Source organism: Brevundimonas sp. Soil_N_31 (assembly GCF_057655995.1).
Genome location: NZ_JBDGLE010000003.1, coordinates 363,620 through 390,129, shown reverse-complemented (window position 1 = coordinate 390,129; position 26,510 = coordinate 363,620). Strand labels below are relative to the sequence as shown.

Annotated in this window: 29 protein-coding genes and 1 tRNA gene; 10 read left to right on the top strand and 20 right to left on the bottom strand. The window is 68.2% G+C overall.

The features are described 5' to 3' along the window. Positions 1-28: 28 nt before the first annotated feature. Both AC3A3G_RS07405 and AC3A3G_RS07400 read right to left on the bottom strand, forming a co-directional pair. Positions 29-1,465 (bottom strand): hypothetical protein, encoded by a 1,437-nt coding sequence (locus tag AC3A3G_RS07405; protein WP_487487869.1) that lies wholly within the window; start codon positions 1,463-1,465, stop codon positions 29-31. A 77-nt stretch (positions 1,466-1,542) separates the two neighbouring features. Beyond that, the gene (locus AC3A3G_RS07400) at positions 1,543-2,526 is read right to left on the bottom strand and encodes a helix-turn-helix transcriptional regulator (protein ID WP_487487868.1); all 984 of its coding nucleotides are present in this window, start codon (positions 2,524-2,526) and stop codon (positions 1,543-1,545) included. Between the two features lie 93 nt (positions 2,527-2,619). Here AC3A3G_RS07400 and AC3A3G_RS07395 point away from each other — a divergent pair, with 93 nt between their 5' ends. Further along, entirely contained in the window at positions 2,620-2,859 is a 240-nt protein-coding gene (locus tag AC3A3G_RS07395) for a hypothetical protein (RefSeq protein WP_191743326.1), read from the top strand. Positions 2,860-2,948: 89 nt separating this feature from the next. Next, the gene (locus AC3A3G_RS07390; protein ID WP_125900022.1) at positions 2,949-3,524 is read left to right on the top strand and encodes an HdeD family acid-resistance protein; all 576 of its coding nucleotides are present in this window, start codon (positions 2,949-2,951) and stop codon (positions 3,522-3,524) included. Here the strand turns inward: AC3A3G_RS07390 and AC3A3G_RS07385 are convergent. The 12 genes from AC3A3G_RS07385 to AC3A3G_RS07330 all read right to left on the bottom strand — a co-directional run bounded on the left by AC3A3G_RS07385 (position 3,502) and on the right by AC3A3G_RS07330 (position 12,934). Next, the gene (locus tag AC3A3G_RS07385; RefSeq protein WP_487487867.1) at positions 3,502-4,968 is read right to left on the bottom strand and encodes an amidohydrolase family protein; all 1,467 of its coding nucleotides are present in this window, start codon (positions 4,966-4,968) and stop codon (positions 3,502-3,504) included. The genes AC3A3G_RS07390 and AC3A3G_RS07385 overlap by 23 nt on opposite strands. A gap of 39 nt (positions 4,969-5,007) precedes the next feature. After that, positions 5,008-5,421 carry a DUF1801 domain-containing protein gene (locus AC3A3G_RS07380; protein WP_125900020.1) on the bottom strand — a complete coding sequence of 138 codons (414 nt, stop codon included), beginning with the start codon at positions 5,419-5,421 and terminating at the stop codon, positions 5,008-5,010. A gap of 14 nt (positions 5,422-5,435) precedes the next feature. After that, entirely contained in the window at positions 5,436-5,819 is a 384-nt protein-coding gene (locus AC3A3G_RS07375) for a cupin domain-containing protein (protein WP_487487866.1), read from the bottom strand. A gap of 7 nt (positions 5,820-5,826) precedes the next feature. Then, positions 5,827-6,309, bottom strand: coding sequence for a hypothetical protein (locus tag AC3A3G_RS07370; protein ID WP_487487865.1), 483 nt, complete (start codon positions 6,307-6,309; stop codon positions 5,827-5,829). Positions 6,310-6,320: 11 nt separating this feature from the next. Continuing rightward, positions 6,321-7,043: a hypothetical protein gene (locus AC3A3G_RS07365; RefSeq protein WP_368924680.1), complete on the bottom strand. Its 723-nt coding sequence runs from the start codon at positions 7,041-7,043 to the stop codon at positions 6,321-6,323. A 72-nt stretch (positions 7,044-7,115) separates the two neighbouring features. Beyond that, positions 7,116-8,534, bottom strand: coding sequence for an NAD(P)(+) transhydrogenase (Re/Si-specific) subunit beta (locus AC3A3G_RS07360; RefSeq protein ID WP_312293929.1), 1,419 nt, complete (start codon positions 8,532-8,534; stop codon positions 7,116-7,118). A 26-nt stretch (positions 8,535-8,560) separates the two neighbouring features. Continuing rightward, positions 8,561-8,935, bottom strand: coding sequence for a hypothetical protein (locus AC3A3G_RS07355; RefSeq protein ID WP_125900014.1), 375 nt, complete (start codon positions 8,933-8,935; stop codon positions 8,561-8,563). 15 nt (positions 8,936-8,950) lie between these two features. After that, a complete protein-coding gene (locus AC3A3G_RS07350; protein ID WP_368924684.1) occupies positions 8,951-9,232 on the bottom strand; it encodes a hypothetical protein in 282 nt (93 codons plus the stop codon). Next, entirely contained in the window at positions 9,229-9,555 is a 327-nt protein-coding gene (locus AC3A3G_RS07345; protein ID WP_024353336.1) for an NAD(P) transhydrogenase subunit alpha part 2, read from the bottom strand. The genes AC3A3G_RS07350 and AC3A3G_RS07345 overlap by 4 nt, the downstream gene beginning before the upstream one ends. Then, complete coding sequence (locus AC3A3G_RS07340; protein ID WP_487487864.1) at positions 9,555-10,688, bottom strand: Re/Si-specific NAD(P)(+) transhydrogenase subunit alpha; 1,134 nt, start codon at positions 10,686-10,688, stop codon at positions 9,555-9,557. Before AC3A3G_RS07340 ends, AC3A3G_RS07345 begins: the two co-directional genes overlap by 1 nt. Before the next feature lie 137 nt (positions 10,689-10,825). Next, positions 10,826-11,071 (bottom strand): aa3-type cytochrome c oxidase subunit IV, encoded by a 246-nt coding sequence (locus tag AC3A3G_RS07335; protein WP_165906523.1) that lies wholly within the window; start codon positions 11,069-11,071, stop codon positions 10,826-10,828. A 72-nt stretch (positions 11,072-11,143) separates the two neighbouring features. Then, complete coding sequence (locus AC3A3G_RS07330; RefSeq protein ID WP_200167775.1) at positions 11,144-12,934, bottom strand: M3 family oligoendopeptidase; 1,791 nt, start codon at positions 12,932-12,934, stop codon at positions 11,144-11,146. A gap of 122 nt (positions 12,935-13,056) precedes the next feature. Here AC3A3G_RS07330 and AC3A3G_RS07325 point away from each other — a divergent pair, with 122 nt between their 5' ends. The 3 genes from AC3A3G_RS07325 (at position 13,057) to AC3A3G_RS07315 (ending at position 17,207) form a co-directional block, all read left to right on the top strand. Beyond that, a complete protein-coding gene (locus tag AC3A3G_RS07325) occupies positions 13,057-14,853 on the top strand; it encodes an FG-GAP repeat domain-containing protein (RefSeq protein WP_487487863.1) in 1,797 nt (598 codons plus the stop codon). Positions 14,854-14,968: 115 nt separating this feature from the next. Beyond that, positions 14,969-16,438, top strand: coding sequence for a sigma-54-dependent transcriptional regulator (locus tag AC3A3G_RS07320; protein WP_487487862.1), 1,470 nt, complete (start codon positions 14,969-14,971; stop codon positions 16,436-16,438). Positions 16,439-16,553: 115 nt separating this feature from the next. Next, entirely contained in the window at positions 16,554-17,207 is a 654-nt protein-coding gene (locus AC3A3G_RS07315; protein WP_234287722.1) for a hypothetical protein, read from the top strand. Positions 17,208-17,263: 56 nt separating this feature from the next. Here AC3A3G_RS07315 and AC3A3G_RS07310 read toward each other — a convergent pair whose 3' ends face one another. The 5 genes from AC3A3G_RS07310 to AC3A3G_RS07290 all read right to left on the bottom strand — a co-directional run bounded on the left by AC3A3G_RS07310 (position 17,264) and on the right by AC3A3G_RS07290 (position 19,218). Then, positions 17,264-17,830 carry a hypothetical protein gene (locus AC3A3G_RS07310; protein WP_200215810.1) on the bottom strand — a complete coding sequence of 189 codons (567 nt, stop codon included), beginning with the start codon at positions 17,828-17,830 and terminating at the stop codon, positions 17,264-17,266. A gap of 70 nt (positions 17,831-17,900) precedes the next feature. Continuing rightward, on the bottom strand, positions 17,901-18,209 hold the full coding sequence (locus AC3A3G_RS07305) for a hypothetical protein (RefSeq protein WP_200167788.1): 309 nt from the start codon (positions 18,207-18,209) through the stop codon (positions 17,901-17,903). A 101-nt stretch (positions 18,210-18,310) separates the two neighbouring features. Further along, the gene (gapR, locus tag AC3A3G_RS07300) at positions 18,311-18,583 is read right to left on the bottom strand and encodes a nucleoid-associated protein GapR (protein ID WP_003165749.1); all 273 of its coding nucleotides are present in this window, start codon (positions 18,581-18,583) and stop codon (positions 18,311-18,313) included. A 305-nt stretch (positions 18,584-18,888) separates the two neighbouring features. Beyond that, the gene (ykgO, locus tag AC3A3G_RS07295; protein ID WP_003165750.1) at positions 18,889-19,014 is read right to left on the bottom strand and encodes a type B 50S ribosomal protein L36; all 126 of its coding nucleotides are present in this window, start codon (positions 19,012-19,014) and stop codon (positions 18,889-18,891) included. Between the two features lie 127 nt (positions 19,015-19,141). Then, a tRNA-Ala gene (locus tag AC3A3G_RS07290) sits at positions 19,142-19,218 on the bottom strand. A 150-nt stretch (positions 19,219-19,368) separates the two neighbouring features. On the opposite strand from AC3A3G_RS07290, the gene AC3A3G_RS07285 reads away from it, so the two are divergent. After that, positions 19,369-20,655 (top strand): lytic murein transglycosylase, encoded by a 1,287-nt coding sequence (locus AC3A3G_RS07285; RefSeq protein ID WP_200215812.1) that lies wholly within the window; start codon positions 19,369-19,371, stop codon positions 20,653-20,655. A 31-nt stretch (positions 20,656-20,686) separates the two neighbouring features. Here the strand turns inward: AC3A3G_RS07285 and cysS are convergent, their stop codons facing one another. Further along, a complete protein-coding gene (gene cysS / locus AC3A3G_RS07280) occupies positions 20,687-22,093 on the bottom strand; it encodes a cysteine--tRNA ligase (protein ID WP_200215814.1) in 1,407 nt (468 codons plus the stop codon). A 140-nt stretch (positions 22,094-22,233) separates the two neighbouring features. Here cysS and folE point away from each other — a divergent pair, with 140 nt between their 5' ends. The 4 genes from folE (at position 22,234) to AC3A3G_RS07260 (ending at position 26,506) form a co-directional block, all read left to right on the top strand. Then, positions 22,234-22,848 (top strand): GTP cyclohydrolase I FolE, encoded by a 615-nt coding sequence (gene folE, locus AC3A3G_RS07275; protein ID WP_487487861.1) that lies wholly within the window; start codon positions 22,234-22,236, stop codon positions 22,846-22,848. A 204-nt stretch (positions 22,849-23,052) separates the two neighbouring features. Beyond that, positions 23,053-23,499: a biopolymer transporter ExbD gene (locus tag AC3A3G_RS07270; protein WP_125900005.1), complete on the top strand. Its 447-nt coding sequence runs from the start codon at positions 23,053-23,055 to the stop codon at positions 23,497-23,499. Positions 23,500-23,632: 133 nt separating this feature from the next. Further along, on the top strand, positions 23,633-25,471 hold the full coding sequence (locus AC3A3G_RS07265) for a gamma-glutamyltransferase family protein (protein ID WP_487487860.1): 1,839 nt from the start codon (positions 23,633-23,635) through the stop codon (positions 25,469-25,471). A gap of 168 nt (positions 25,472-25,639) precedes the next feature. Then, on the top strand, positions 25,640-26,506 hold the full coding sequence (locus tag AC3A3G_RS07260) for an alpha/beta hydrolase family protein (protein WP_487487859.1): 867 nt from the start codon (positions 25,640-25,642) through the stop codon (positions 26,504-26,506). Positions 26,507-26,510 lie beyond the last annotated feature (4 nt).

Sequence of the window (26,510 nt, the reverse complement as noted above, 5' to 3'; positions counted from 1 at the left end):
CGCGCCTTGAGCAGGATCAATTCGCCGATCAGTTCATCAGAATGACGCGACCGCCCTCGATCCGGTGCGGCACGCCCGCGCGGCGGAACAGGCCGGCGATCTCGGCGGACGGATCGGCCGCGCCCTGATCCAGCATCCGCCCGATGTCGGCCGCCAGCGTCGGATCGCCCGACACGCGCGTCAGGGTGTTCAGCCATTCGGCGCGGCTCAGCACCCCGTCCCGACGGTTGGCGTCCAGCAGAGGCCGCAAGAAGCCGAACCAGTCGCCGCCGTCGCGTCGCTTCTGCGCCCCCTCAGCCGTCATGGCGAAGACCGCGCCGCAGGCGTAATAGGCGCGGTGCTCGCCGCGCTCGCCCGCCTCGGCCACGCCGCGTCCCTGGCTCAGGGTCACGCAGTCGTCGACCTCTTCCTGCAGGGCCTTGCGGTCGTCATAGGCCGGGTCCAGCGCCTTCAGCGCCCGCACCGCCATCAGGTCGGCCCCGCCCTCGGTGATCCAGGCGTCGCGCGCGAACTCGTACCGCACGGTCTGGCCCAGCCAGAAGTGGGCGCTCTCGTGGCCGATGAACCAGCGGGACACCCGCTCCATCTCCGCCGTCGGCCGGGTCACGCCGGTCCCCTCGAACGACATGACGATCAGGCCGGGCAGGACGCTGCCGCCCATGCTGGTCATCCGCTCGGTCGGGCCGTTCCACGACACCATGACCACCGGCTTCTCGCCGCCCGAACCGGGCCGTCCCAGGCGTTGCAGGTAGAACTGGCCCACGCGCGGGGCGAAGTCGCGGATCTTCTCGCCGATCCAGGGCGGCAGATTGGGGTCCATGACGGTGGTCAGCCCCTCGCCGGGCGTCACCCGCGCCTGTCCCAGCAGGACATAGGACCGCTCGCCCGTCGTCGTCAGTTCCGCGTGGCGCTCGCCGTTGAACAGCACCGGCCCGTCCAGGTCGCGCCAGGTCACGCGCGACGCCCCGCCGTCCAGATTGACGCCGTTCAGGTCCGCCGGCATCGCCTCCGCCGCCTCGGGCGAGCCCAGGGCGAAGACGTCCATCTGCCGCGTCGGCAGCGCCACCGCCCCGTCCGAGAAGACCAGGGTCTTGTATTCCGCCTCCAGCTCGACCGCCTGAGGCGTCACGCTGAAACGGACATGGCGCGGCACTGGGCCGCCATCCGTGCTGCGGATGATGTCGTAGTGGCCGCGTCGCTCCATCACCACGCCGGGCGTCTCGACCGTCCATTGACGCGGCCGCCACGGCTCGCGCACCTCCGAGATCAGCGCCGAGTCCATGAAGGCCCAGACCACGGCGTCGCGGTTGAAGACATAGTCGACGGACAACCGCCCATCCTCGCGCGTCACCGTCACCTGCGGCGCCGCCTCGACGTTCCAGCGGCCGGGCGCAGGGCTGGCGGCGCAGGCGGTCAGCAGGATGGCGGCCGCGACGGCCGCCGTGGACAGGACTTTCAGACGCACGAAAAGCAGTCTCCCATGAGGAATGGCGCAGCTTAGGGCTCGCAAACGCCGCCCGTCACCTTACGGTTTCCTCAGCTTTACGCCCGTTCGAGGGCGCGGCCCGCCGCAGCAAGCTCCTCGGCCATCACCGCCTTCAGCCGCTCGGGCCCCACGATGGTCGCCTGCTCGCCCCAGGTGAACAGATGCCAGGCCAGTTCGCGCATGCCCGAGGCGCGGAACCGCACCACGACCGATCCGTCGGCCTGATCCTCGATCGTCTGGGTCGGGTGCCAGCGCCAGCCGCGCGCCTCGTCGGCGCCCTCGGGCGCGATGCGGACGGCGACCTCTTCGATCTCGTCCTGATAGATGCCGAAGGACTGGCTGGCGAAGGCGCCCAGATCGAAATCTTCGGGCGGGCGCGCCATGCCTTCGCCCGCCTCGACCGCGCTCATCCGGTCCAGCCGGAAGGTCTGGATGCGCCCGCTCTCGCGATCCGCCGCCACCAGATAGTTGGCGCGCCCGAACATCAGGCCGCACGGCGTCATGGTGCGGGTGCGCGCCTCGGCGCCGGGCCGGGCGTAGATGAAGTTCAGCGGCCGCTCGGCCAGCACCGCTCCGCGAATCTCGGCCAGCACCGTCTCATCGGCGCTGGGGCGCGGCCCGGCCTGGACGGCGATGGTCTCGGCCCGGACCAGAGCCTCCAGATCCGGCGCCATGCGGTTCAGGGTGGTCGAGCGCATCGCCGCCTTCACCTTGCGCTCCAGGCTTTCCAGCGCCGCCGCCCGCGCCGGTTCGCCCGCCGCGCGCAGGGCGGCCGCCGCCTTGGTCAGCTCCAGCATCTCGGTCGCCGTCGGCGCCTGTTCAAAGGCCGACAGCCCGCCCCGGATGCGCCAGCGCTTGGTCGGCGGATCCGACACCTCCTCGACCTGCGGGAACAGCATCAGCACGGCGTCGCGCATCCGCTCGGCCGTGCGGCGGCCGACGTTCAGCTGAGCCGCCATCTCGTTCAGCGTCAGCCCCTCGGCGCTGGCCGCCATGCCCCGCGCCAGATCGATGACCAGGGCCGCCTTGTCGTGCCGCAAATGACTTCTCCACAGAGATACGTCCGAAACTGGCGTAATGCTGTCGCATCCTCTCATCATCAGCAAGAGGCAATCGCTTCAGGAGATCACGACATGGCCTTCGCCCGCACCCCGACGGTTCAAAAGCCCGCCCGCAAGACCTTCGCCGACCGCTATATGATCGTGCCGTGCGAGACCGAGAGCGATCTGGCCGTCATCTGGGACCGTCAGGAGGAACAGGTCGTGGACGTCATCAGCGCCTCGACCAGCCGCTACACCAACGAAGACGCCCTGTGGGACGAGTTCCACACCCCGCCGTTCAACGCCCGCTCCGACTGGCGCGCGGCGGCCTGAGCGGGAAAGCAGGTTGAGGAACCCTCCCCCACGCGCCCGCGTTGGCCCAGCGTGGCCGTATGCCGCCACGCCCAAGGGGAGCTGAACTCATGACCTCTTCCAACGCCGCGCCTTCGCTGGAAGGCTTCGTCAGATCCGCCCTGCATCGGTCGTGGTGGCTGCTGTTGTTGCGCGGGATCGCCGCCGTGGCGTTCGGCGTGCTGACCTTCGTCTGGCCGCAAATCAGCCTGCTGACCCTCATCATGCTCTATGGGATCTACGCCCTGGCAGACGGGATTCTGGCCTTGATCGCGGCGATCCGCGGCGGCGGCATGGTCCCCCGCTGGTGGCTGGCCCTGGGCGGCGCGGTCAGTATCCTGACCGCCGTCATCGTCTTCGCCTGGCCGGGCCTGACGGCCCTGGTCCTGGTCTATCTGATCGGCTTCTGGTCGATCCTGCGCGGCGTGCTCGAGATCATCGGCGCCGTCCGCCTGCGTAACGAGATCGCCAATGAGTGGACGCTGGGCGCCGCCGGCGCCCTGTCGGTGATCTTCGGCCTGATCCTGGTCTTCATGCCCGGCGCCGGGGCCATCGGCCTGCTGTGGTTGATCGCGACCTGGGCCGTGCTGTTCGGCCTGCTGCTGATCTGGGTCGCCTTCAAGGTCAGGACGCTGGCGAAGGCTTGAAGACCGCGTTGCGCGCCGCGACCCGCGCGCGGATCTCGGCGCGCATCCGCTCCAACTCGGCCGCGTCGATCAGGCGGCCGCGCAGCACCACGGTCTCGGCGTCGCGCGTGGCGCTGACGTCGGCCAGCGGGTTCGCCTCCAGCACCAGCAGATCCGCCGACTTGCCCGCCGCCACCGCGCCGTAACGCTCGCCCTGGCTCAGGAAGCGCGGTCCGTCCACGACCGAGCCCGCCAAGGCCTCGCGCGGCGTCAGGCCCAGCGACACATAGAGCTCCAACTCGTCGTGCAGCGAAAAGCCCGGATAGTTGAACGAGTTGAGGAAGCCCGCGTCCGTCCCGGTCAGGATCGTCACGCCCGCGTCGCGCAGCATGGGCAGGGTGCGCGCGGTGACGTCCTTGACGAAATGGCGGTCCTCGACCTGCTGCGGCGTGGCCTGGGCGGCGCGCTGGACGCGCCAGTCATAGGTCGCCCGGATGCCCGGCCCGACATAGGCCAGTCCGTCGTCGTGCGAATGGTCGTCCTTGTCCAGATTGGCCAGGGTGGTCGAGCCGTAGAGGGTCGGCGACACGGCCGTGCCCAGCTCCGCCAACCGCGCATAGACCCGGCGCGCCGTCTCCACGTCGAAGGTGTCGGCATAGCGACGCATGGTCTGGGCGTAGGTGTATTTGCCCGCCAGATAGTCGGCCGCGATGGCCGCCTCATCACGCGAACCCGCCTTCATGGCGTAATCGAGGTGTTCGATCGACGACAAGCCCGCCTCGGCCGCCGTCAGCACAGTGATGCTGGCCGGAATGTGGGCCGAGGTCTTCATGCCCCGCTTCTTCGCCTCGCGCACGGCGTAGATGAAAAGCTCGGGCGTCAGGGTGTTGTCGGTGATCTTGACGAAGTCGACGCGCAGGGCCTGAAGCCGGTCCAGGGCCGCGTCCACGTCGGCCTCGCTGCCGGTCTCGATCACGCCCTTCCAGACGGGGGCGATGCCCTCGATCTTGGGGCCGGAGGTGAAGATGCGTGGCGCATCGGCGGTCGGCGGCGACGCGCGCCAGTCCAGCACCTGCTGCGCCAGATCGCCCGCCGCGTCGCGCACCGCCACCACGCCGTTGACCACGTAAAGCGGCATCAGCTCGGCGTTCTCCTCGATCAGGGTCTCGCCCCCGCCGAAGTGGACGTGCATGTCCCACAGCCCCGGCATGACGTAGCGGTCGCCCAGATCCAGCGTCCGCACGGCCCGATAGCGGCCCGCCTCGCCCTCGGGGCCTACGGCCACGATGTCGCCGCCGCGCACGGCGACCAACTGATCCGGCGTCGTCGTCCCCTTCTCGACATCGACCACCGTGGCCGAGGTCAGCAGCAGGTCGACCGGCTGGACCGGCGTTTCGGCGGCGGCCAGCGGCGCCAGGGCGCAGGCGGACAGCAGGGCGGCGGCGGCGATCAGAAAGGTGCGCATGAATCCGCTATAATCCGTTCGCCGCCCTCGGCAAGCCAATCAGGGATAGCGGCGTTTCATCTCGTCCCAACTGGCGACGCAGAGCGCTCGCAGCACATCCATGTCCGCCTGATCCAGCCGCTTGATGTAGAGGCAGGCCGTGCTGGTCGTATGCGGACCCAACCGCGCCAGCAGCGCCTCCGTCTGCGGCGTCGAGGCGAGATACAGGGTCAGCGCCGCCTTGCGCGGCGAGAAGCCCATGCGCGGCCAGTCGGCGCTCTTGCCGTTCGCGGTGACGTTGGCGTAGCGGCCGAAGCCGACGATGGACGGCCCCCACATCACCGGCGCCTCGCCCGACACCGCCTGCATCAGGGCGCACAGCGTCCGCCCCTCCTCGCGCCGTCGCGTCGGTTCGACCGCCGCCAGAAAGTTCTCGACCGAGGCGTCGGTGGGCTTGGTCTTCGGCTCGCTCATTCCCGGCCTCCCGCTCAGGACAGGCCGTCACCTTGCGCCTGTCCGATCCGCCCCGCCAGACACCATCCGCCGAGCGCGCGCGTTCTCAGCCAGCCGCCCGCGGGAACCGTGACCCACTGACCCGATCCGGCCGCCAGGGTCTCGCGCCGCACGCCCGTCTCCGTGGCCAGTTCGACCTGAAGCGCCGCGCCCATATAGGCGGTCCACAGCTCCTCGGCTTCGGTGGCGCGCCAGTCGTCCGGCGCCTCGGGCGTCAGCAGGCGATAGACGCCGACCGTCTCACCGCGCGCGGCGGCGTCCGCCCCCGCCATGGGTCGCCCCCAGCCGCCCTCGACCAGCGGCCGCAGCCCCAGGTTCTCGACGACTTCTTCGAGCGTGAAATCCCCCTCGCCTTCCATCCAGCCGCTAGTGAGGTGCTTCGCCGCCCGCGTCCACGCGCGGCCCGCGCTCCTGCGGCGTGACAGGACGCCAGCGGCCATTCTCGAACACCACCTCGTCCCCACCGCGCCAGGGCACGCGGCTCAGCGGGCCGCCGGTCATGCCGTAGCCAAAGACGCTGTATCGCACGCCCGGTTTCAGCGCCGCCGTCTCTACTGTCGTTTCGAACCCCTCGGGCGTCTCGCCATAGACCACCTGCCTCACGCCCCGACAGTTGCGGCCGCGCGCCTCGATCGACCAGACCGGGCGCATCATGGCGTTCGACCGCTCATGCACGGCGATGCCGCCCAGGCAGGCCTTCTCGGGCTTGGCGGGATCGACTCCGAAGGTCGCGACCGGCCGCTCCAGCCCTCCGCTGATGTTCACCGGGATCATCGCCGAGCACGCCGCCAGGACGACGGCCGCCGTCCCCAGCACCGCCCCGATGCGCAGAACCGCACCGCGCTTCATCGCCCTCGCCCTCAGCAGCGGCCGTAGGGGACGTAGCCGACCTCGATCTCGTCGATGCGGACGGCCTTCAGCTCGCGCACCGCCATCTGGTCGAAGTCCGCGCTGCAGTTGAAGGTCGTGTCGATCACATAGTCCTCGCCCTTGGCCGCCTTGATGGCGTCGCGGATGCGGAAGGAGGCGTCGATCGTGGCGTCGCTGACCATCACGGCCGAGGCGCGAATGCCCGGCGAGACGCGCGGGCCGGCGCTTTCCAGATAGACCCACGGGTCGGCCGCATTGCCGCACAGCATCAGGCAGTCGGCCTTGAAGTCGGCGTTGCCGCGCGCGGCGGCGAACTCGCCCATGGTCAGGTCGATCTTCTGCGGCAGATCATAGTCCTTCAACGCCGCCAGCGCCTGGGTCGAGCAGGCCGGCGTCATCGGCACGGCGTAGCCGACGACCTCGTCGCCCTCGGCGCGGACGCGGACCGTGCAGCCGCCGATCTCATAGGTGCGTTCCTTGTCCTGAACCGTGCGGGCCGGACCCAGCTTGGATTCCAGATAGGCCACCTGCACGCCCATCATCTGGTCGATGGTCGGCGCGCCGCCCGTTGCAGAGGCGGCTTCAGGCGCCGCCTGGGTCGCCTCGGCCGTAGCGTCAGCCTTGTCGGCCGTCTTTTCCGCCTGACCGCAAGCGGCCAGTCCGGCCAGGACGCCCAGCACGGCGACGGTTTTCAGTCCTTGGAATGCGGTCATGATGTCTCCACGGCTCAGGTTGGGCGTCGCAAGCCAACGCACCGCCGCGCGAAGGGTTCTCGCGCACGACCGTCAAAGGGCCTTCACGATCCCTTCAACCATCTTCTTGGCGTCGGCGAACAGCATCATGGTGTTGTCGCGGAAGAACAGTTCGTTCTCGACCCCGGCGTAGCCGCTGCCCATCGACCGCTTGATGAACAGGACGGTGCCCGCCTTCTCCACGTCCAGCACCGGCATCCCATAGATGGGCGACTGCGGATCGGTCTTGGCCGCCGGATTGGTCACGTCGTTGGCGCCGATGACGAAGGCCACATCGGCCGAGGCGAACTCGCTGTTGATGTCCTCCAGTTCGAACACCTCGTCATAGGGGACGTTGGCCTCGGCCAGCAGGACGTTCATATGCCCCGGCATCCGACCCGCGACGGGGTGGATGGCGTATTTCACCTCGACGCCTTCTTCCTTCAGCGTGTCGGCCATTTCGCGCAGGGCGTGCTGAGCCTGGGCCACCGCCATGCCGTAGCCGGGCACGATGATGACCTTGGAGGCGTTCTTCATGATGAAGGCGGCGTCCTCGGCCGAGCCCTGCTTGACCGGCCGCGTCTCGACCGCCCCGCCGCCCGCCGCCGCGCCCGCCTCGGCGCCGAAACCGCCCAGGATGACGCTGATGAAGCTGCGGTTCATGCCCTTGCACATGATGTAGCTGAGGATCGCGCCCGACGACCCGACCAGGGCCCCGGTGATGATCAGGGCGATGTTCTCCAGCGTGAACCCCAGCGCCGCCGCCGCCCACCCGGAATAGGAGTTCAGCATGGACACCACGACGGGCATGTCCGCCCCGCCGATGGGGATGATCAGGGTCGCGCCCAGGATCAGGGCGATGGCGAACACGCCCCAGAAGGCCCAGATCGCCGTCCCGCCCGTCCCGATCAGGATGCCGATCAGGAAGACGAGAGCCAGCGCCAGAGCGATGTTGATGAGGTGCCGCGCCGGCAGGATGATCGGCGCCCCGCTCATCCGCCCGTCCAGCTTGGCGAAGGCGATAACCGAGCCGGTGAAGGTGATGGCCCCGATGGCCACGCCCAGGCTCAGTTCGACGATGGACAGGGTCTTGATCCCGCCCGTCGCCGTGACGATGCCGAAGGCGTCGGGCGCATAGACCGCCCCCACCGCCACCAGACAGGCCGCCAGGCCGACCAGGGAGTGAAATGCCGCGACCAGTTGCGGCATGGCCGTCATCGGCACGCGGTTGGCGATGACCGCGCCCGCGCCGCCGCCGACCACGACCCCGCCCGCGATCAGGGCCAGGGTCAGGGGATCCAGCGCCCCGCTGGTCCCCAGCGTCAGCAGGGTGACGCCGACGGCCAGGGCCATGCCGACCATGCCCAGGGTGTTGCCCCGTCGGCTGGTCACAGGGCTGGACAGCCCCCTGAGCGAGAGGATGAACAGAACCCCCGCCGCCAGATAGGCCAGCGCCGCGATCGATGCGTTCATCCCCTCCCCCTTCCTTCAACCCTGAATCAGAAAACGTTGACGATGGCGGGCGCGCCGCCGTTGGTGCCCGCCGCCGTGGCCTGGCCGTTCTTGACCACCGCCAGACCGACCGTTCCCTGGCCGCCCGTCTTGATCACCTGGCAGCGGCCGTCCGCGCCCGGCAACCGCCCGGTCATCCGGCCCGAGCCCGTGTGCTTGATGCGATTCATGTGAACGCCGCGCACCGTCACGGGCGCGAAACCGCATTCCAGCGCCCAGCTGGCGCCCTGCGGCGCGACAACCGACCAGTGCAGGCCGCCGTAGGGATTCTTGCCCACTTCGCGGGTCGATTGCGCAGAGGCGGCCCCGGCCAGGGCGACAACAGCCGACACGGCCGCGACGGAAATCAAGACAGTCTTCATCACGCGATACTCTTGCTAGCGTTTGACGGGTTGGGTGCGCGACAACCGCCACAGGGCGGCCGCGATGAACAGAGGCCCGAGCAGGATCATCGCCCAGTCGAAGACCGTCATCTGACGATCCTGAATGATGATGCGCGTCAGGACAGCGGCGAAAACCAGCACGACCCCGCAGTCCTGGAACCGCAGGCGCCCGATGGGGTCTTTCACCCGCACCCAGCTCCAGATCCACAGGGCCACGCCCAGACCCGTGACGGCCCAGGAGGCATAGAAGGCCAGCAGGATGGGCGACAGGGTCACGAAGCCTTGGGCCTTTCCTTCTTCTTGTACATGGCCAGCATCCGGCGCGTGACCATGAAGCCCCCGAAGATGTTGACGCTGGCCAGGGTGACTGCGGCCACGCCCGCGCCCTTGGCGATCCAGGCGTTCGGCCCGCCCGCCTGCGCGCTCATCGCCGCCGCCGCGATCAGGCCGCCGACGATGATGACGCTGGAAATGGCGTTGGTCACGGCCATCAGCGGCGTATGCAGCGCCGGCGTCACGCTCCAGACGACATAGTAGCCGACGAAGATCGACAGGACGAAGATCGCCAGGCGAAAGACGGTGGGATCAACGTGTTCCATCAGCCTCTCACTCCTTCATGCACCACGGCGCCGCCGTGGGTGACGACGGCGGCCTTGAGGATTTCCTCCTCCAGATCGACCGCCAGGGCGCCGTCCTTGATCATCAACCCCAGGAAGGTGACCAGGTTGCGCGCATATAGGGCGCTGGCGTCCGCGGCGATGCGGCCGGGCATGTTGCTCCAGCCGACGATCTTCACCCCATTGGCCGTGGTCACGACCTCATTCGGCTTCGAGCCTTCGACGTTGCCGCCCGCCTCGACCGCCAGGTCGATGATGACCGAGCCAGGCTTCATCGAGGCGACGTGCGCCGCCGTCACCAGCTTCGGCGCCGGGCGGCCGGGGATCAGGGCGGTGGTGATCACCACGTCCTGCTTGATGATGTGGGCGGCGGTCAGGTCGGCCTGCTTGGCCTGATACTCGGCTGACATGGCCTTGGCGTAGCCGCCCGCCGTCTCGGCCGCCTTGAACTCTTCATCCTCGACCGCGACGAATTTGGCGCCCAGGCTCTCGACCTGCTCCTTGGCGGCAGGGCGCACGTCGGTGGCTGTAACGACCGCGCCCAGACGCCGCGCCGTGGCGATGGCCTGAAGCCCCGCAACGCCCGCGCCCATGACGAAGGTCTTGGCGGCAGCCACCGTCCCGGCGGCCGTCATCATCATGGGGAAGCCCTTTCCATAGGCGTAGGCCGCCTCGATCACCGCCCGATATCCGGCCAGATTGGCCTGGGACGACAGCACGTCCATCACCTGGGCGCGCGTGATGCGCGGCACGAACTCCATGGCGAAGGCGGTGGCGTTGGCGCCCCTCAACGCCTCAAGCGTGGCCTTGTCGCGCCAGGCGTCCAGCAGGCTGACCACCACCGCGCCGGGCTTCAGGGCGCTGATCTCCGACGCGGTCGGGCCGCGCACCTTCAGCAGGATGTCAGCTCCCGCCAACGCCGCCGCCAGGTCGGGCCGCACGCTGGCCCCCGCCACGACGTAATCGTCGTCGGGAATGGATGATCCCAGGCCCGTCCCCGCCTCGACCGTCACGGTCGCGCCGAGATCGGCCAGCTTCCTGACCGTTTCCGGGGTTACGGCGCAGCGCGTCTCGCCTTCACGGCGTTCACGGGTCACGGCGATGGCGACGGCCAAGCGAATCCTCCCAATCCCCAGGGTCCGAAAGCGACGTTAGGCCGAAGCTGGAAGCGGCGTCAAAGCCCCACAAGCAAAAGGCCCGCCGGACGAACCGGCGGGCCTTCAGGACACCTCTGTTTCCAGAGAGCCGAAACTCAGTGCGACGACTTGGAACGCAGCATGAAGAAACCCGCGACCGACAGCACGACACCGCTAATGAAGGCGGGAATGAAACCGGCGCCGACGGCGAACCACACCGTCAGGAACAGAATCAGCACGGCCGTGGCCAACGACAACCACTTGGTCAGGCCCATGAACAGCGTCCAGGTGCCCGCTTGCTCCGTGATGTTCATTTCCCCGTGGACGTGGGGGGCGGTCGCTTCAGCGTGCTGGTCGGCCATGGGGCATCCAAAAAAGAGTCGAGATTTCGACGGCCCTTATAGCGAGGCCTGCGCACGGCTCAAGCCCGCGCCTCATCCCAGCGCCTCGAACCGATCGATCAGGCCTTCCAGCCGCTTGGTTCCGATGGTCCAGAAGGCCGGGTCGCGCGGGTTCAGGCCGAACGGCTTCAGCGCCTCGACATAGGTCCGCGCCCCGCCGCCCGACAGCAGTTCGCGATACAGCGGCGTGAAGGCCGCCGGATCCTTGGCCCGCGTCTCCATCAGCGCCGCGACCAGCAGGTCGCCGAACGCATAGGCGTAGACATAGAAGGGCGCGTGGACGAAGTGGCTGACATAGGCCCACCAGTCTTCATAGCCGGTCAGGTCGACGGACGGGCCGAGGCTGGCGCCCAGCTCCTCCATCCAGATGTCGCGGATGCGCTCGACCGGCACCTCGCCCGCCGCCCGCTCGTCATGGAAGCGCGTCTCGAAGCGGTGGAAGGCGATCTGGCGGACCACCGTGTTCAGCCCGTCCTCGATCCGGCCCGCCAGCAGGGCGCGCTGTTCGTCCGGCGTCGCCTCGGCCAGCAAGCGGTCGAAGGTTAGCCCCTCGGCGAAGATCGACGCCGTCTCGGCTAGGGTCAGAGGCGTGTCGGCCAGCAGCGACCCCTGCCCCGCCGCCAGCGTCTGGTGCACCCCGTGGCCCAGTTCATGCGCCAGGGTCAGCACGTCGCGCCGCTCGCCCATCCAGTTCAGGAAGACATAGGGGTGCCGATCCGCCGTCACCGGATGCGCATAGGCGCCGGACTGCTTGCCCGCCCGCGCCCGCGCGTCGATCCACGGCCGGTCGAAGAACCAGCCCGCTCGCTCGGCGAAGTCCCCGCCAAGGTCGGCGAAGCTGGACAGCACCAGCTCGCGCCCGCCCGCCCAGTCATAGGCGCGCGACGCCGCCGCCTCTATCGGCGCATTGCGGTCCCAGTGGGCCAGCCGATCCTTGCCCATCGCCTTGGCCTTCAGCGCATAATAGCGATGCGCCAGACGCGGATAGGCTTCGCCCACCGCCTCGGCCATGGCGTCCACGCTCTCGCCGTCGACCTCATTGCCCAGATGGCGGCTGTCGGCGGGGCGTTTGAAGCCGCGCTTGCGATCCTCCATCGCCTTTTCGGCGGCGACGGTGTTCAGCACCATGGCCATGGTCCGGGCGATGCCGGAAAAGGCCTTCGACAGGCCCTCGCCCGCCGCCTGACGTTTGGCGCCGTCCGCGTCGCTGAGACGGTTCAGCCCCTCGGCCAGGGTCAGCTCCTCATCCCCTACGCGCGCGCGCAGCACGGCCAGGGTTTCGTCGAACAGGCGCGGCCACTGTGCCTGGATCGGCCCGCGCTCGGCGATGAAGGTTTCAAGCTCGGCCGACAGTTCATGCGGCTTCATCGCCCGCACCCGGCGCAGCCACGGCGCCCAGCGCGCGGCGGACGCATGGGCCGCCAGCGCCGCCTCCACCGCCGCCTCGTCCAGCGCATTGATCTCCAGCGTCAGCCAGACGGTCGGCGTGGCGATGACCGTCAGCTTCTCGCGCACATCGGCCTCGAACCCCTGCGCCGCCGCGTCCTCGCGATTGGTCGAGGCGGCGAGGAAGGCGTAGGCGCCCAAGGCCCCCATCACGTCCGCCGCCTGTTCGTAAAGCCCGATCGCCTCGTCCAGCGCCCGGCCCAGTTCGGCGCCCGTCAGCGCGGCCAGCCGCCCCTGCCAGGCGTTCATCCGGTCGACCAACGCCCTGGCCCGCTCCAGATCGGCGGCGATCCGCGCATCCTCGCGCGAGGCGTAGAGGTCGGACAGATCCCACAGCGGGGCGTCGGCGAATTCGGTCGTTTTGACGGGCGCGTTCATGCCCTTGGTTGTGGGGAGGCGAAGGGCGCGATGCAAGCCGCCCTTCTCTCAGCAGGTCAGCCTCAAACCAGGACGATGAAAAGCGTCTTCCCTTCGCCCTCAAAATCGAGCACTGTTCAAATATGACCCATACCGCCCTCGACCCCACCGGCCGCGCCTCGCTGGAAGGCGCGCGCGGGCTCGCCGCCATCCGCATCGGGATCGGCCTGATCCAGGGGCTGGTTCTCTATCTCCTGTATCGCTCGGCGTCGGACGCCACGGCCCTGGCCTGGCCCGGAACCCAGCCTTCGCTGTTCGCCGCCCTGGTGCTAGCGGCGGCGTTCGCGCCGATCATGCTGCTGGCGGGCGTCGGGCGGATGGGATGGAAGACGCTGGCGCTGTGGGGCGCGGCGGCGGCGGCGGTTCTGGCGCTGCTGGGCTGGCACGACGCAGCCCAGCAGGCGAGCGACTACTTCCGCCCGCCCTATCTGCGCTTCCCGGTCGTGGCCTTCGCCGCAGCCGCCCTGTTCATCGCCCATCACCTGATCGTTCCGGCCGTCCAAGGGCGACGCTGGATCGCTGATTACGACGACTATTTCGACACGGCGTGGAAGGCGGGCGTGCAACTGATCCTGTCGCTAGGCTTCACCGGCGCCTTCTGGCTGCTGCTGTTCCTGGGCGCGGCCCTGTTCCGCGTCATCGGCCTCAGCTTCCTGAGCGACCTGTTGGGCGAGGAGTGGTTCTCCATCCCCGTCACCTGCCTGGTCTTCGCCGTGGCGGTGCAGCTGACCGACGTGCGCGGCGGCCTGATCCGGGGCGTGCGGACGGTGGCGCTGATGCTGTTGTCCTGGCTGCTGCTGGTCATCACCGTCCTGGTGGCGGGCTTCCTGGCCGCCCTGCCCTTCACCGGCCTGGACGGGCTGTGGAAGACGGGCAGCGCAACGGCCCTGGTGCTGTCGGCCGCCGCCGCCCTGATCGTGCTGATCAACACCGCCTATCAGGATGGACGCGAGGACAATCTGCCGCCCGCCGCCCTGCGCCTGGCGGTGCGGGTCGCCTCGGTGCTGCTGACGCCGCTGATCCTGATCGCCGTCTGGGGTCTGAGCCTTCGCATCGGCCAGCACGGCCTGACGCCCGACCGCATCATCGCCTCGGCCTGCGCCTTGGTCGGCGTCCTCTACGCCGCCGGCTACGGCTGGGCCGCCCTGTCGCCCCTGTGGCGCAAGACCGCCTGGATGAAGCCGCTGGAGCGCACCAACGTCCTGGCCGCCGTCCTGACGGTGCTGGTCATCCTCGCCCTGTTCAGCCCCCTGGCCGATCCGGCCCGCCTGTCCGTCAACGACCAGACCGCCCGGCTGAAGCGCGGCGCCGTCAGTACGGCTCAGTTCGACTACGCCTTCCTGCGCTTCGGCGCTGGCAAGACGGGACGCACCGCCCTGGCCGAGCTGGCCAAATCCTCCGACGCCGAGATCGCCGGTCGCGCCGAGGCGGCCCAGGCCTCGACCTCGCGCTATGATCTGGTCGAGGTCGGCACGCCTCCGCGCCAGCCGATCATCGCCCCGTGGCCGGCGAACAAGCCCCTGCCCGCCGCCTTCCTGGCTCCGACGACGACCGGCGACCCGCGCTTCGCCTGCAACAGCCACGACAACTGCCTCGCCGCGCAGCGCGACCTGAACGGCGACGGCCGCGATGAGATCCTGCTGGCGACCGCCTACAACATCGCCCTGTTCGCACAGGACGCCGAGGGCCGCTGGATTCATCAGGGCGACTATCACGTTCCGCATTGCCCCGGCCCCGGCGGCCGCGACCTGCGCGAGGCGCTCAAGCATCCCGATCTCAAGGCCGTCGCTGCGCCCTGGCCGAACTTGAGCATGGGCGCCGTGACCGGGCGGCTGCAACCGGAAGCCGCCTGCCCAACACCCGTCGCCGTTAACCCCTGACTCAGGTCTCCGAAACCCGATCTTCATTCCCTCCGTTCTAGGGTTGTGTCGAAACGAGCCAGTCCCGAACCAATGAGGACGGCCGTTCGATGGTGATGTTGAAGGGTGTGCTCCAATGGCCAAGACCGTTCTGGTCGTCGACGATGATCCCACGCAGCGCCGCCTGATTCAGGCGGTTCTGGACCGTGAAGGCTATGCGGTCGTCCACGCCGAAAGCGGGGGCGAGGCCATCGACCGTCTGACCAAGGGCGGCGGCGCCGACGTGGTTCTGCTGGACCTCGTCATGCCCGGCCTGTCCGGCATGGAGGCCCTGGCCGAAATGCGCACGGCGGGCGTGGCCACGCCGGTCATCGTGCTGACGGCCAACGGCGGCATAGAAACGGTGGTCAAGGCCATGCAGGCCGGAGCCCAGGACTTCTTCGTCAAGCCGGTCGGCCCCGACCGCCTTCTGGTCGGCGTCCGCAACGCCCTGCAGATGACCCAGCTGACCGCCGAGATCGGGCGTCTGAAGAAGCGCGCTGCGGGCCGCTCCTCCTTCGACGACATGGTCGGCGACAGCGAACCCATGCGGATGGTCAAGGCCCTGGGCCAACGCGCGGCCAAGTCCTCCATCCCCGTGCTGATCACCGGCGAAAGCGGCGTCGGCAAGGAAGTGATCGCCCGCGCCCTGCACGGCGCCTCGGACCGGGCGGGCAAGCCCTTCATCGCGGTGAACTGCGGCGCCCTGCCCGCCAATCTGGTCGAATCCATCCTGTTCGGCCACGAGAAGGGCGCCTTCACCGGCGCCCATGAGAAACACGCCGGCAAGTTCGTCGAGGCGAACGGCGGCACCCTGTTCCTGGACGAGATCGGCGAACTGCCGCTGGACATGCAGGTCAAGCTGCTGCGCGCCCTTCAGGAGGGCGAGGTCGATCCGGTCGGCGGCAAGCGCCCGGTCAAGGTCGACGTCCGCATCGTCTCCGCCACCAACCGCGACCCGGCCCAGCAGGTCAAGGAAGGCGCCTTCCGCGAAGACCTCTTCTATCGCCTGAACGTCTTCCCGATCGAGGCCCCGGCCCTGCGCGAACGGCGCGAGGACATCCCGGCCCTGGTCGAGCATTTCATCGCCCGCTTCAACCTTGAGGAAGGCAAGCGCGTCATCGGCTGCTCGCCCGAGACCTTGGCCCTGCTGCAGAGCCACGACTGGCCCGGCAACGTCCGCCAGCTGGAGAACGCCGTCTATCGCGCCCTGGTCCTGGCCGACTCGCCCCTGTTGCAGCCGCACGACTTCCCGGCCATCTCGGGCGTCGCCGTGCCGCTGGACGCCGTGGCCGCCGCGCCGAGCGGCGAGGATGCGCCAGCGTCGACCTCCGCGTCCGTCTCGACCGACGACGACGGTCAGCACGACAGCCCCGTTCGCATCACCGATGACCGCGGCCACGTCCGCACCCTGGAACAGATCGAACGCGACCTGATCCAGCACGCGATCGAAGTCTATTCCGGCCATATGTCGGAAATCGCCCGCCGCCTGGGCATCGGCCGCTCCACCCTCTACCGCAAGGTTCGCGAACAGGGGCTGGAGGAACAGCTCAAGGAAGCCGGCTGAAGAACGCCCGGACGCGGCCCGAAACAGGGCCCGTCGTTTCCGTTCGGGGTTTCAAAGGCGAACTTTACGGGCCACACCCTCCCTGCGTTCTGTTCACGAAAGGGAGCCGCCCCTCTTGTTTCGCCACCTCGCCGTCGCCTTGACCCTGACGTCCGTCGCCGCCCTGACCGCCGCCTGCTCCAACCCCGAGGCCCCGCCCCAGGCCGAAGCCGCCGCGTCCAAGGTCGCCCTGCCGCCCGAGTGCGAGAACCATCCCCTGCTGGCCGCCATGCCGACGGCCCAGACCATCGCCGGCAAGCCGCTGACCGAGATCGACTGCCAGGCCTTCTCGGTTTCCATGACCTATGGCGAGCCGGGGACCAGCACCGAAATCCTGCTGATCGATTCCAAGGCGCCGGTTCCCGAGGAAAGCGGTCCCCTGTCCGGCCTCATCGCCGGCGCTCAGGAGACCGCCTACAAGAGCGCCGTCGCCGCCGTCGAGATAACCAAGGGCGGACGCGAGCTGGCCCTGTCCTCCCCGACAGCCCTCGCCTCGATCGGCGGCGAGAATTACCTGTCCGTGGTCATGGACGGCCCGACCGGCGAAGTCGCCGTCATCGGCATCGAGTCCATGGCTTCAGGTGGCGACGTCGATTCTCTGATCAGCGTGTTGAAGGATCGCTACGGCCTGACCATCCACATCGAACAGGACCACCTGTCCGGCGCGGCGGCCGCCCGCGCGGCCTATCAGCCCTATCTGTCGGCCATGCGCCTGAACGCCCTGCCCTAGCCAGCGAAAAGGGCGGTGGAGTTCGTCTCCGCCGCCCTTCGTCTTCATGCCCTGGCTCAGTTCCGGCTGACCGTCAGGCTGTAGCCGCCCTCCGATCCCCGGCGCGCCGTGGCGCGAGGCTGGAACGGGGTGATGACATAGGTCGTGTCCTTGGAGGCCTTCAGCTCAGCCATCTGACCGTCGACCTCGCCCCGGAATACGGCCGCGCCGCCCTGGTCGGCCGCGTCGCTGATGTTGAAATACAGGTTGGTGTTGGACGGTTTGAAGGCGACCTTCAGCGTCTGTCCCGCCGCGACGGGTACGGCGTACACCGGCGCCGCATAGCCCTTCACCGTCCCCTCCTTCGTCACCGAGCCGACCCGGTCGAACGTCAGCACCTCCAGCGTCGAGCCTTCCTCGCGGACGAAGGCGCGCGCCGCCGCTTCATCAACGGCGGGCAGCGCCTGGGCGGCGTCCGGCGCCGGGCTGACCGCCTGGGGCGCCGCCGCGGGACCGCCGCTGAGATCCGGCGTCGCTTCCGAAGCCGCCTCGGGCGCCGCGCCCGGCCGGTCCCCGCACGCGGCCAGCGCCAGGCTCAAACTCAGAAGGCCGCCGGTCAGGGCGGCGGAGACGAAGCGTTTCATCAGTCTTCCCTCTCAAAGGGTTTGGAAATCCGCAGGCGCAACGCACGGCCAAGCTGGACGGTTGCAGGCCTCATTCGCCCTCATCGGGCGCGGCCTCTCCACGACGCCGTCCGAATCGACGCAGCTCGCCCTTGGCCTTGGCCGTGATCTCTTTCAGCTTGCGGCCCTGCATGGCCGACAGGGCCTGACCCGGCGCGCCCTTTTCCGGGTCGGCGAAGGCGCGGCCATGGGTCTGGATCCGCTCGCCCACCGAATCGAGAAATTCACCCTCCCATTCAGACAGGGAAACGCCCGCCTTCTCTGCCGAGCGGCGGGCGCGTTTCAGGGCGTTGAGCGCGGATCGTTTCGCCGCCTCCTTCTGCTGCTCCCAGGGGCTCAGAGAAGGTTTGGCTTTAAGGGCGCCGCCGCCCTTCAGCCTGCTGGAGCGTGAAGGGCCGTCGCCGGAGGGCTTGAAGGGCGTGCGCTTCAGGCCCGCCTCCCTCAGATCTCGCCGAGAGCCGAGAGGTAGAGGTCCAGAATCGCTTCTTCTTCCTGACGCTTGGCCTTGTCTTGCTTGCGCAGGCGCAGAACCTTGCGCAGCACCTTGACGTCATAGCCTTCACCCTTGGCCTCGGCGAAGACCTCCTTCATGTCGACCATGACGGCCTGCTTGTCCTCTTCGAGGCGCTCCAGGCGCTCGATGATGGAGCGAAGGCGGCCCTGGGCCGTGGCGGTCAGGACATCGGGGCTGGCGTCGAAGGAAGCGTCGTCCATGACTAAACTCCAGAACTCAAAATCAGGCTGCGCCCTCAAACAGGCCGAGAGCCGTTAGGGCAGGAAGAACTACGCCCTCAAACAGGCCTGGGGCCGTCAGGGCAAGAGAAAACCACGCCCTCAAGCAGGCCGAAGGCCGTTAGGGCGCCGAAGAAAGAATCACTAATCACGCACAGGCGCCCGGCTCAACGCCGGACGCGAAAAAGCCGCGGACAACGCCCGCGGCCCTGTGGATAGTCATCCCATCCACCGACGTTCGGCGCGCGCCTCGCCTGCAAGAGGCCGGGCGCGCCGATCGCGCGTGATCAGCCTTGCTTGGCTTTGAAGCGCGGGTCGGTCTTGTTGATGACGTACAGAACGCCCTTGCGACGAACGATCTTGCAGTCGCGGTGGCGACCCTTCAGCGACTTCAGCGAGCTACGGACCTTCATGGTCGGATGTCCCGGTTGGAGGCCCGTGAGGGCGAGTAAAACAAAAGAGCCGCGGGCGAACCTGCGGCGGAGGCGGTCGTATAGAGAGGCCTTCGCCTTTCGTCAACATTCCGCGCGGGGAATCCGCTGGAGGCCTGGCCTCCGAGTCGAACGGAGGATCTCCGGACTTGCACGTCCGGCGCGTCGCCCCTCCGCCACCAGGCCACACTCAGGGAACGCTGCAATGTAAATTCGGCGGATTAACCGCCTGCTTTCAAGAAGGGTTAACGCCGTTTTCACCCTTATCACGGAAACTGATCCAGCCTTCGCGCGCTTGTGATTGGTCGTGGAATTCGGGGGCGTTAGCCTGTGACTATGCGTATCGCTTATCGTCTTCTGTTGTTGGGTTCGGTCGCCGCCTGCACCCCCATGGTTCCCACGCCGCCGCAGCCCCAGCCTGCGCCGCCGCCCGTGGTCGAGCCTGCGCCCGCCACGCCCGCCCCCACGCCCCCGCCCGCCCAGACGGACCTCAGCGAGGCCTATGACCACGCCAGCTTCGACGCCTGGAAGCAGAGCTTCCTGGAGCGTCACGGCGGCGCTCGCAAATGGGAGTACGCCCGCGAGCTGGAGAGCGTGACGCCGAACCCCAGCATCATCCGCCTGGACCGCAACCAGCCGGAATTCTCGCGCCCCGCCGGGGTCTATATCCAGAACGCCACCACGCCCGCGCGAATCGCCATGGCGCGCCAGCGCGTCGACCGCGTGCCGTGGGACGTGACCCAGAAATACGGCGTGCCGACCGAAATCCTGCTGGGCGTCTGGGCTCAGGAAAGCGCCTTCGGTCAGGTTCAGGGCGACTTCGACGTCATCCGCTCGCTGGCGACCCTGGCCTATGACGGCCGCCGCCGCGCCTGGGCCGAGGACCAGCTGAAGCACGCCCTCGACATCGTCGTGACGGGCAAGCGCGACCGCGCAGGACTCAAAGGCAGCTGGGCCGGAGCCATGGGCCAGACCCAGTTCATGCCGGACAACTATCTGCGGCTGGGCGTCGATCAGAACGGCGACGGCAAGGTCGACATCTGGGGCTCGGACGCCGACGCCCTGGCCTCAGCGGCGAATCTGCTGGCCCAGGCGGGCTGGAAGCGCGGCCAGGGCTGGGCCTATGAAGTCACCCTGCCCTCCAACTTCGACTACAGCCAGGCCGAGGGGCCGAAACACCCCTGGTCCTACTGGACCGCCCGCGGCGTGCGCCTGGCCGACGGCTCCTCGCCCAACAGCGCCGAGGCGGCCGAGGGCGCGGCCATCCTGCTGCCGCAAGGCGCCAAGGGCCCGGCCTTCCTGGCCCTGCCCAACCACTACGTCATCCGCCGCTACAACAACTCGGTCAGCTATGCCCTCGCCATCGGCATGATCGCCGACGGCGTGTCGGGCAAGCCTGCGCTGAAGGCCGCCTGGCCCAACGACGGCCCCCTGACGCGGGACCAGCGCGTCGGCGCCCAGCAGGCCCTGACGCGCATGGGCTTCGACACGCAAGGCGTCGACGGCGTCATCGGCTCCAACACCCGCGCCGCCCTGCGCCGCTGGCAGCAGGCGAACGGTCGGACGGCCGACGGCTATCTGACGGACGTGCTGGCGGAAGAGCTGATCAGGCGAGCGCGATAGCGTCCTTCTCCCCTTGTGGGAGAAGGAAACCTCAGCCCTTCATCCGCCAGGTCGCGCCCTGCGGGCCGTCCATGACGACGACGTTCAGTTCGTTCAGCCGGTCGCGGATGCGGTCGGCCTCGGCCCAGTTCTTGGCCGTGCGGGCGGCGGCGCGCTGTTCCAGCAGGCCCTCGACCTCGGCCTTCAGCCCTTCGTCGACGCCCGAGAACCATTCCGCCGGATCGGCCTGAAGCACCCCCAGGATCGAGGCCGCCGCGATCAGCCGCCCCTTGGCCTCGGCCACCGCCGCCGTATCGCCCGCCGTCATGCCGCGCTCGATGTCGCTGGACAGGGCGAACAGGGTCGCCATGGCCCCTGGCGTGTTCAGGTCGTCCTCGATGGACTTCAGGAACTCCACCGGCGGTTCGACCTCCGCCGCCTCGACCCCGGCCGCGCGGTGCAGGGCGCCGTAGAGGCGGTCCAGATTCTTGCGGCTCTGCTCCAGCAGCGTCTGGTTCCAGTCCAGCGGCTGACGATAATGCGCGCTCAGCAGGGCCCAGCGCACCACCTCGCCCGGCATGGCCTGCACCAGGTCGTGCAGCAGCAGGACGTTGCCGATCGACTTGGACATCTTCTCGGCGTCCACGGTCAGGAAGCCGTTGTGCATCCAGTAGCGGGCGTATTCGTCATGCGCCTCATCGCCATGCGCATGGCCGTGGGCGCAGACGCCCTGGGCGATCTCATTCTCATGGTGCGGGAAGACCAGGTCGATCCCGCCGCCGTGGATATCGATGGGCAGGCCCAGCGTCTCCTCGATCATGGCCGAGCATTCGATGTGCCAGCCGGGGCGCCCTTCGCCCCACGGCGAGGGCCATGACGGCTCGTCCGCCTTGGACGGCTTCCACAGCACGAAGTCGTGCGGGTTCTTCTTGTAGGGGGCCACCTCGACGCGGGCGCCGGCGATCATGTCGTCCAGATTGCGCCCCGACAGCGCGCCGTAGGACGGATAGGACGACACGTCGAACAGCACATGACCCTCGGCGGCATAGGCGCAGCCGGCGTCGATGATGGCCTGAATCTGCTTGGTGATCGCCTCGATATAGTCGGTGACGTGCGGCGCGATGTCGGGCGGCGAGACGTTCAGCAAGCCCATGTCGGCCAGATAGGCGGCCTCATAGCGGGCGGTGATCTCGCCGATGGCGACGCCTTCCTTGGCGGCCTTGGCGTTGATCTTGTCGTCCACGTCGGTGACGTTGCGGGCGTAGATCACCTTGTCCGCGCCATAGGTGCGGCGCAGCAGGCGCACCAGCACGTCGAACACCACCGGCGGACGGGCGTTGCCGATGTGGGCGTAGTCATAGACCGTCGGGCCGCAGACATAGAGGCTCACCCGGTTCGGATCACGTGGCGCGAACAGGCGCTTTTCACGGCGCAGGGTGTCGTGGATGTGCAGGGCCATGGGTCAGGTCTTTTGCGAGTTTTCTTGCGGGACGGACGAGGTGTCCCATATAGCGGCCTGATAGACAGTCAGGGCCGCGCGCCCAAGTCCATATATAATAGTATTCTGAACAGGCGCTCTCGCCGCCGCCGGATCGTTTCATGAGCACCACCCCCGCCAAGCCCGTCCTCGTCGCCAATGAGGCGCCGCAGCGTCCCAGCCGCGAACAGGCTCTGGAGGCCGTGCGCACCCTGATCGCCTGGGCCGGCGACAACCCCGACCGCCCAGGCCTGCTGGACACGCCCAAGCGCGTGGTCGACGCCTATGGCGAATGGTTCGACGGCTATGAGGCCGATGCGGGCAAGGAGCTGTCGCGCACTTTCGAGGACGTGACCGGCTATGACGACATGGTCATCCTGCGCGACATCGAGGTCGAGAGCCACTGCGAGCACCACCTGGCCCCCTTCCTGGGCAAGGCCTACGTCGCCTATCTGCCGGGCGAGAAGGTGGTGGGCATCTCCAAGCTGGCGCGCGTGGTCGAGATCTTCGCCCGTCGTCTCCAGAACCAGGAGACCCTGACCAACGACATCATCGACGCCATCGAATCGCACCTGCAGCCCAGGGGCGTGGCCGTGCTGGTCGATGCGGCGCACCAGTGCATGACGACGCGCGGCGTGCATCACCGCCACGTCTCGACCATCACCACCCGCTTCACCGGCGCCTTCAAGGACGACCCGGCCCTGACCGAACGATTCCTCAAGCTGGCCAAGGGTTGATCCGAAGAACGCTGGCGTTGGTCGTCAGGGATTGAATTGATCGCGGAGAAGGCGGCCTCTGACCGAATTCGCAATCTTATTCCCCTGCATGGTCATTTCCTCGCATTCGACGGCTTTACAAGGCCGCCCTGGGACGCCAAGAGACGAGTCTGAATTTCAGTGCGGTCCGCCGGAGGGTGCGGGCCTTGATGGAGACGACTGCGTATGGGCGCGAAACTTTCCTCGAGCGGCGGCGGCGGCGGCGGCAGACTTGCCCAACAGAACGCGGACATCAACGTCACGCCGTTCGTGGACATCATGCTGGTTCTGCTGATCATCTTCATGGTCGCGGCGCCGATGGCCACCGTCTCGATCAAGCTGGACCTGCCGCCGGCCACGCCGCCGGCGCCGGACGCCGAGAAGCCGAAGGAGCCGGTGTACATCACCATCCAGGAATCCGGCTCGCTCTACATCGCCGAGAAAGAAACCTCGATCGCCACCCTGCCGGCTGACGTCTGTTCCGCCCAGGGCGCCGTGGCCAACTGCCGCGACGAGCGCGTTTTCGTCCGCGCCCAGCCGGAAGTGAAATACAATCAGTTCATGGAAGTCATGAACAAGCTTCAGGAGAACGGCTTCTTCAAGGTCGGCCTGCTGAACGAAGACATCGAATAGGATCGTTTCGATCCCATCGGATCAAGGGTCGCCTCGGCGGCCCTTTTTCTTTGCCCGGCAGTCATTCGACCGCTTGCATCGCCCTCCCGTTCCCGCCTCAATGCGGACCTCGAAAGAGGGGGAGTTTATCGCCATGCGTCGCCGCACGTTCCTGTCCGCCTTGCCCGCGGGCGCTCTGATGGCGGGAACCGCCAGCGCACAACAGGCGACCGGAGCCCCGGCCCCATACGCGGCGCCTCCCGCCCGCTCCACGCCCCGGCCGGATCCTTACGCCGGCGTCGGCATCGGCGACCGCATCACCGGGCCGAAGTTCGTGGGCCGTTCAACCGTCTGGGGCGCGAACGGCGCCGCCGCCACGGCCCACCCCGCCGCCACGATGATCGGCCTGGACACCCTGCGGCGCGGCGGCTCGGCTATCGACGCCGCCATCGCCATCAACGCCGCCCTGGGCTTCCTGGAGCCGACCGCCAACGGCATAGGCGGCGACGCCTTCGGCCTGATGTGGGATCCGGCGCAGAAGAAGGTCGTCGGCTTCAACGGCTCGGGGAACAGCCCGCGCGGCCTGTCGCTGGCCACCGCCCGTTCAAAGGCCGGGGCTGACGGCTATCTGCCCCGCTACGGCGCGGTGACGGTCAACGTCCCCGGTGCGGTCGACGCCTGGTGGAGCGCACACCAGCGCTACGGCAAACTGCCGTGGAAGGATGTCCTGCTGCCCGTCGCCGAACTGTGCGAACAGGGCGTGCCCGTGCCGCAGGTCGTGGCCTACTACCTCGAACGCAACATGGCCGGCTTCGACCGCAGCGCCGCGACGATCGAGGAAAACGACAACCGAAAGAAGGTCTGGCTGACCGGCGGCCGCACGCCGAGAACGGGCGAAATCTTCGCCAATCCGGACCTAGGCCGCACCTACCGCCTGATCGCAGAGGGCGGCCGCGACGCCTTCTATGACGGGATGATCGCCGATCATATCGAACGCTATTTCAAACGCATCGGCGGCTGGATGACCCGCGCCGACCTGGCCGCCCATCGCACCGAATGGGTCGAGCCGCTGATGACCACCTATCGCGGGGTCGAGGTGTATTCGCTGGGGCCGAACACGCAAGGCCTGTCGACCAACCAGATCCTCAACATCTGCGAACAGTTCGATCTGAAGGCCATGGGCTTCCAGTCCGCCGCCTCGATCCACGTCCAGGCCGAGGCCAAGCGCCTGGCGTTCGAGGACCGCGCCCGCTACTTCGCCGACGAGCGCTTCGCCAAGGCCCCGACCGCCTGGCTGAACTCCAAGGAATACGCCGCCGAACGGGCCAAGTTGATCCGTCCCGACCGCGTCATGGACCGCGTCTTCCCCGGCGATGCGCCGACGCAGGGCGACACCACCTACTTCAGCGTGGCCGACAGCGACGGCATGATGGTCAGCTGGATCCAGTCCAACTATCGCGGCATGGGCGGGGGTCTGGTCGCCGACGGCCCGGACGGCGGCACCCTGGGCTTCATGTTCCAGAACCGCGGCGAACTGTTCGCCCTGAGCGACGGCCACCCCAACGTCTATGCGCCGGGCAAGCGCCCCTTCCACACCATCATCCCCGGCTTCGCCTGCAAGGACGGAGAGCCGTGGCTGGCCTATGGCGTCATGGGCGGCGGGATGCAGCCGCAGGGACAGGCCCAGATCATCATCAACATGGTCGACTACGGCCTCGACCCGCAGGAAGCCGGCGACAGCCCGCGCTGGCAGCACTACGGCTCATCCGAACCGACCGGCCAACCGGCCGAAGGCGTGGGCAAGCTGCACCTCGAATCCGGCGTGCCCGAAGCGACCAAGCAGCAACTGACGGCGATGGGCTGGGATCTGGGTCCGCCCGACGGCGGCTTCGGCGGCTATCAGAACGTGATGAAGCAGATCAACGAACAGGGCCGCTGGACCTACGGCGCCGCCACCGAAATGCGCAAGGACGGCAACGCCCTCGCCTATTGATCCGGCGCACATCGTTACACCCCGCTCTTCCCGGCGTCCGCCGGGATGAGCGGGGTGAGGGAAGCGACCAACCTCTGATGTGAATTCACCCCCTCTGACCGCCCCCGCAAAGCCTTGACCTGACGCGGCGTCAACCGGCTAAGGTTCGTTTCCAAACAGGACGGACTTATGACCGATCTCGTCACGCGCGACTTCATCGCCTCGGCCGCCGACGACTATCCGCTGTCGATGCGGCTGGTTTCGGCCGCCCAGCCCCGGATCGCCGTGCTGGTTTCGTCGGGCACGGGCTTTCCCAAGGGCTTCTACGAACGGTTCGCCCGCTATCTGGCGCAGCGAGGGGTGGCGGTGCTGACCTATGACTTCCGGGGCATCGCCGGGTCGCGGCCGGATGAGTTGAAGGGCTCAACCATCGACTATCCCGACTGGGGACGGCTGGACATGCCCGCCGCGCTGGACGCCCTGATCGAGGCGGCGCCGGGCCTGCGCGTCGTCCATGTCGGTCACAGCGTCGGCGGCCATTTCATCGGCTTCATGCCCAATCACCACCGGATCGAGCGGCACGCCTTCGTCTCGGTCGGGACCGGCTGGTGGGGCGGGCACCATCGCAGCTACAATCCGATGGAGCTGTTCTTCTGGCTGGGCTTCGGACCGTTCAGCCTGATGCGCCACGGCTATATCAAGGGCGGCGGCCTGTGGGCCGGGACCGACCTGCCGCGCGGCGTCTTCACCACCTGGCGGCGCTGGTGCATGAAGCGCGCGTATTTCTCCAAGGAGCTGGAGACCAGCCTGCGGCCCCATCACTATGAGGCCGTGACCGCCCCGATCCGGTCCTGGATCTTCACCGACGATCCCATCGCCACGCCCAGCACGGCGCGCGATCTGTTGAGCGTCTACCCCAACGCCCGCTCGAACATGAGCGTGCATGCGCCCGGCGACTTTGGGGCGCGGCGCATCGGCCACGAAGGCGCCTTCCGCAAGGGGATGGAGCCGTTGTGGGATCGGATTTTCCACTGGCTGGACAATGGCGACGCCTGAGCGG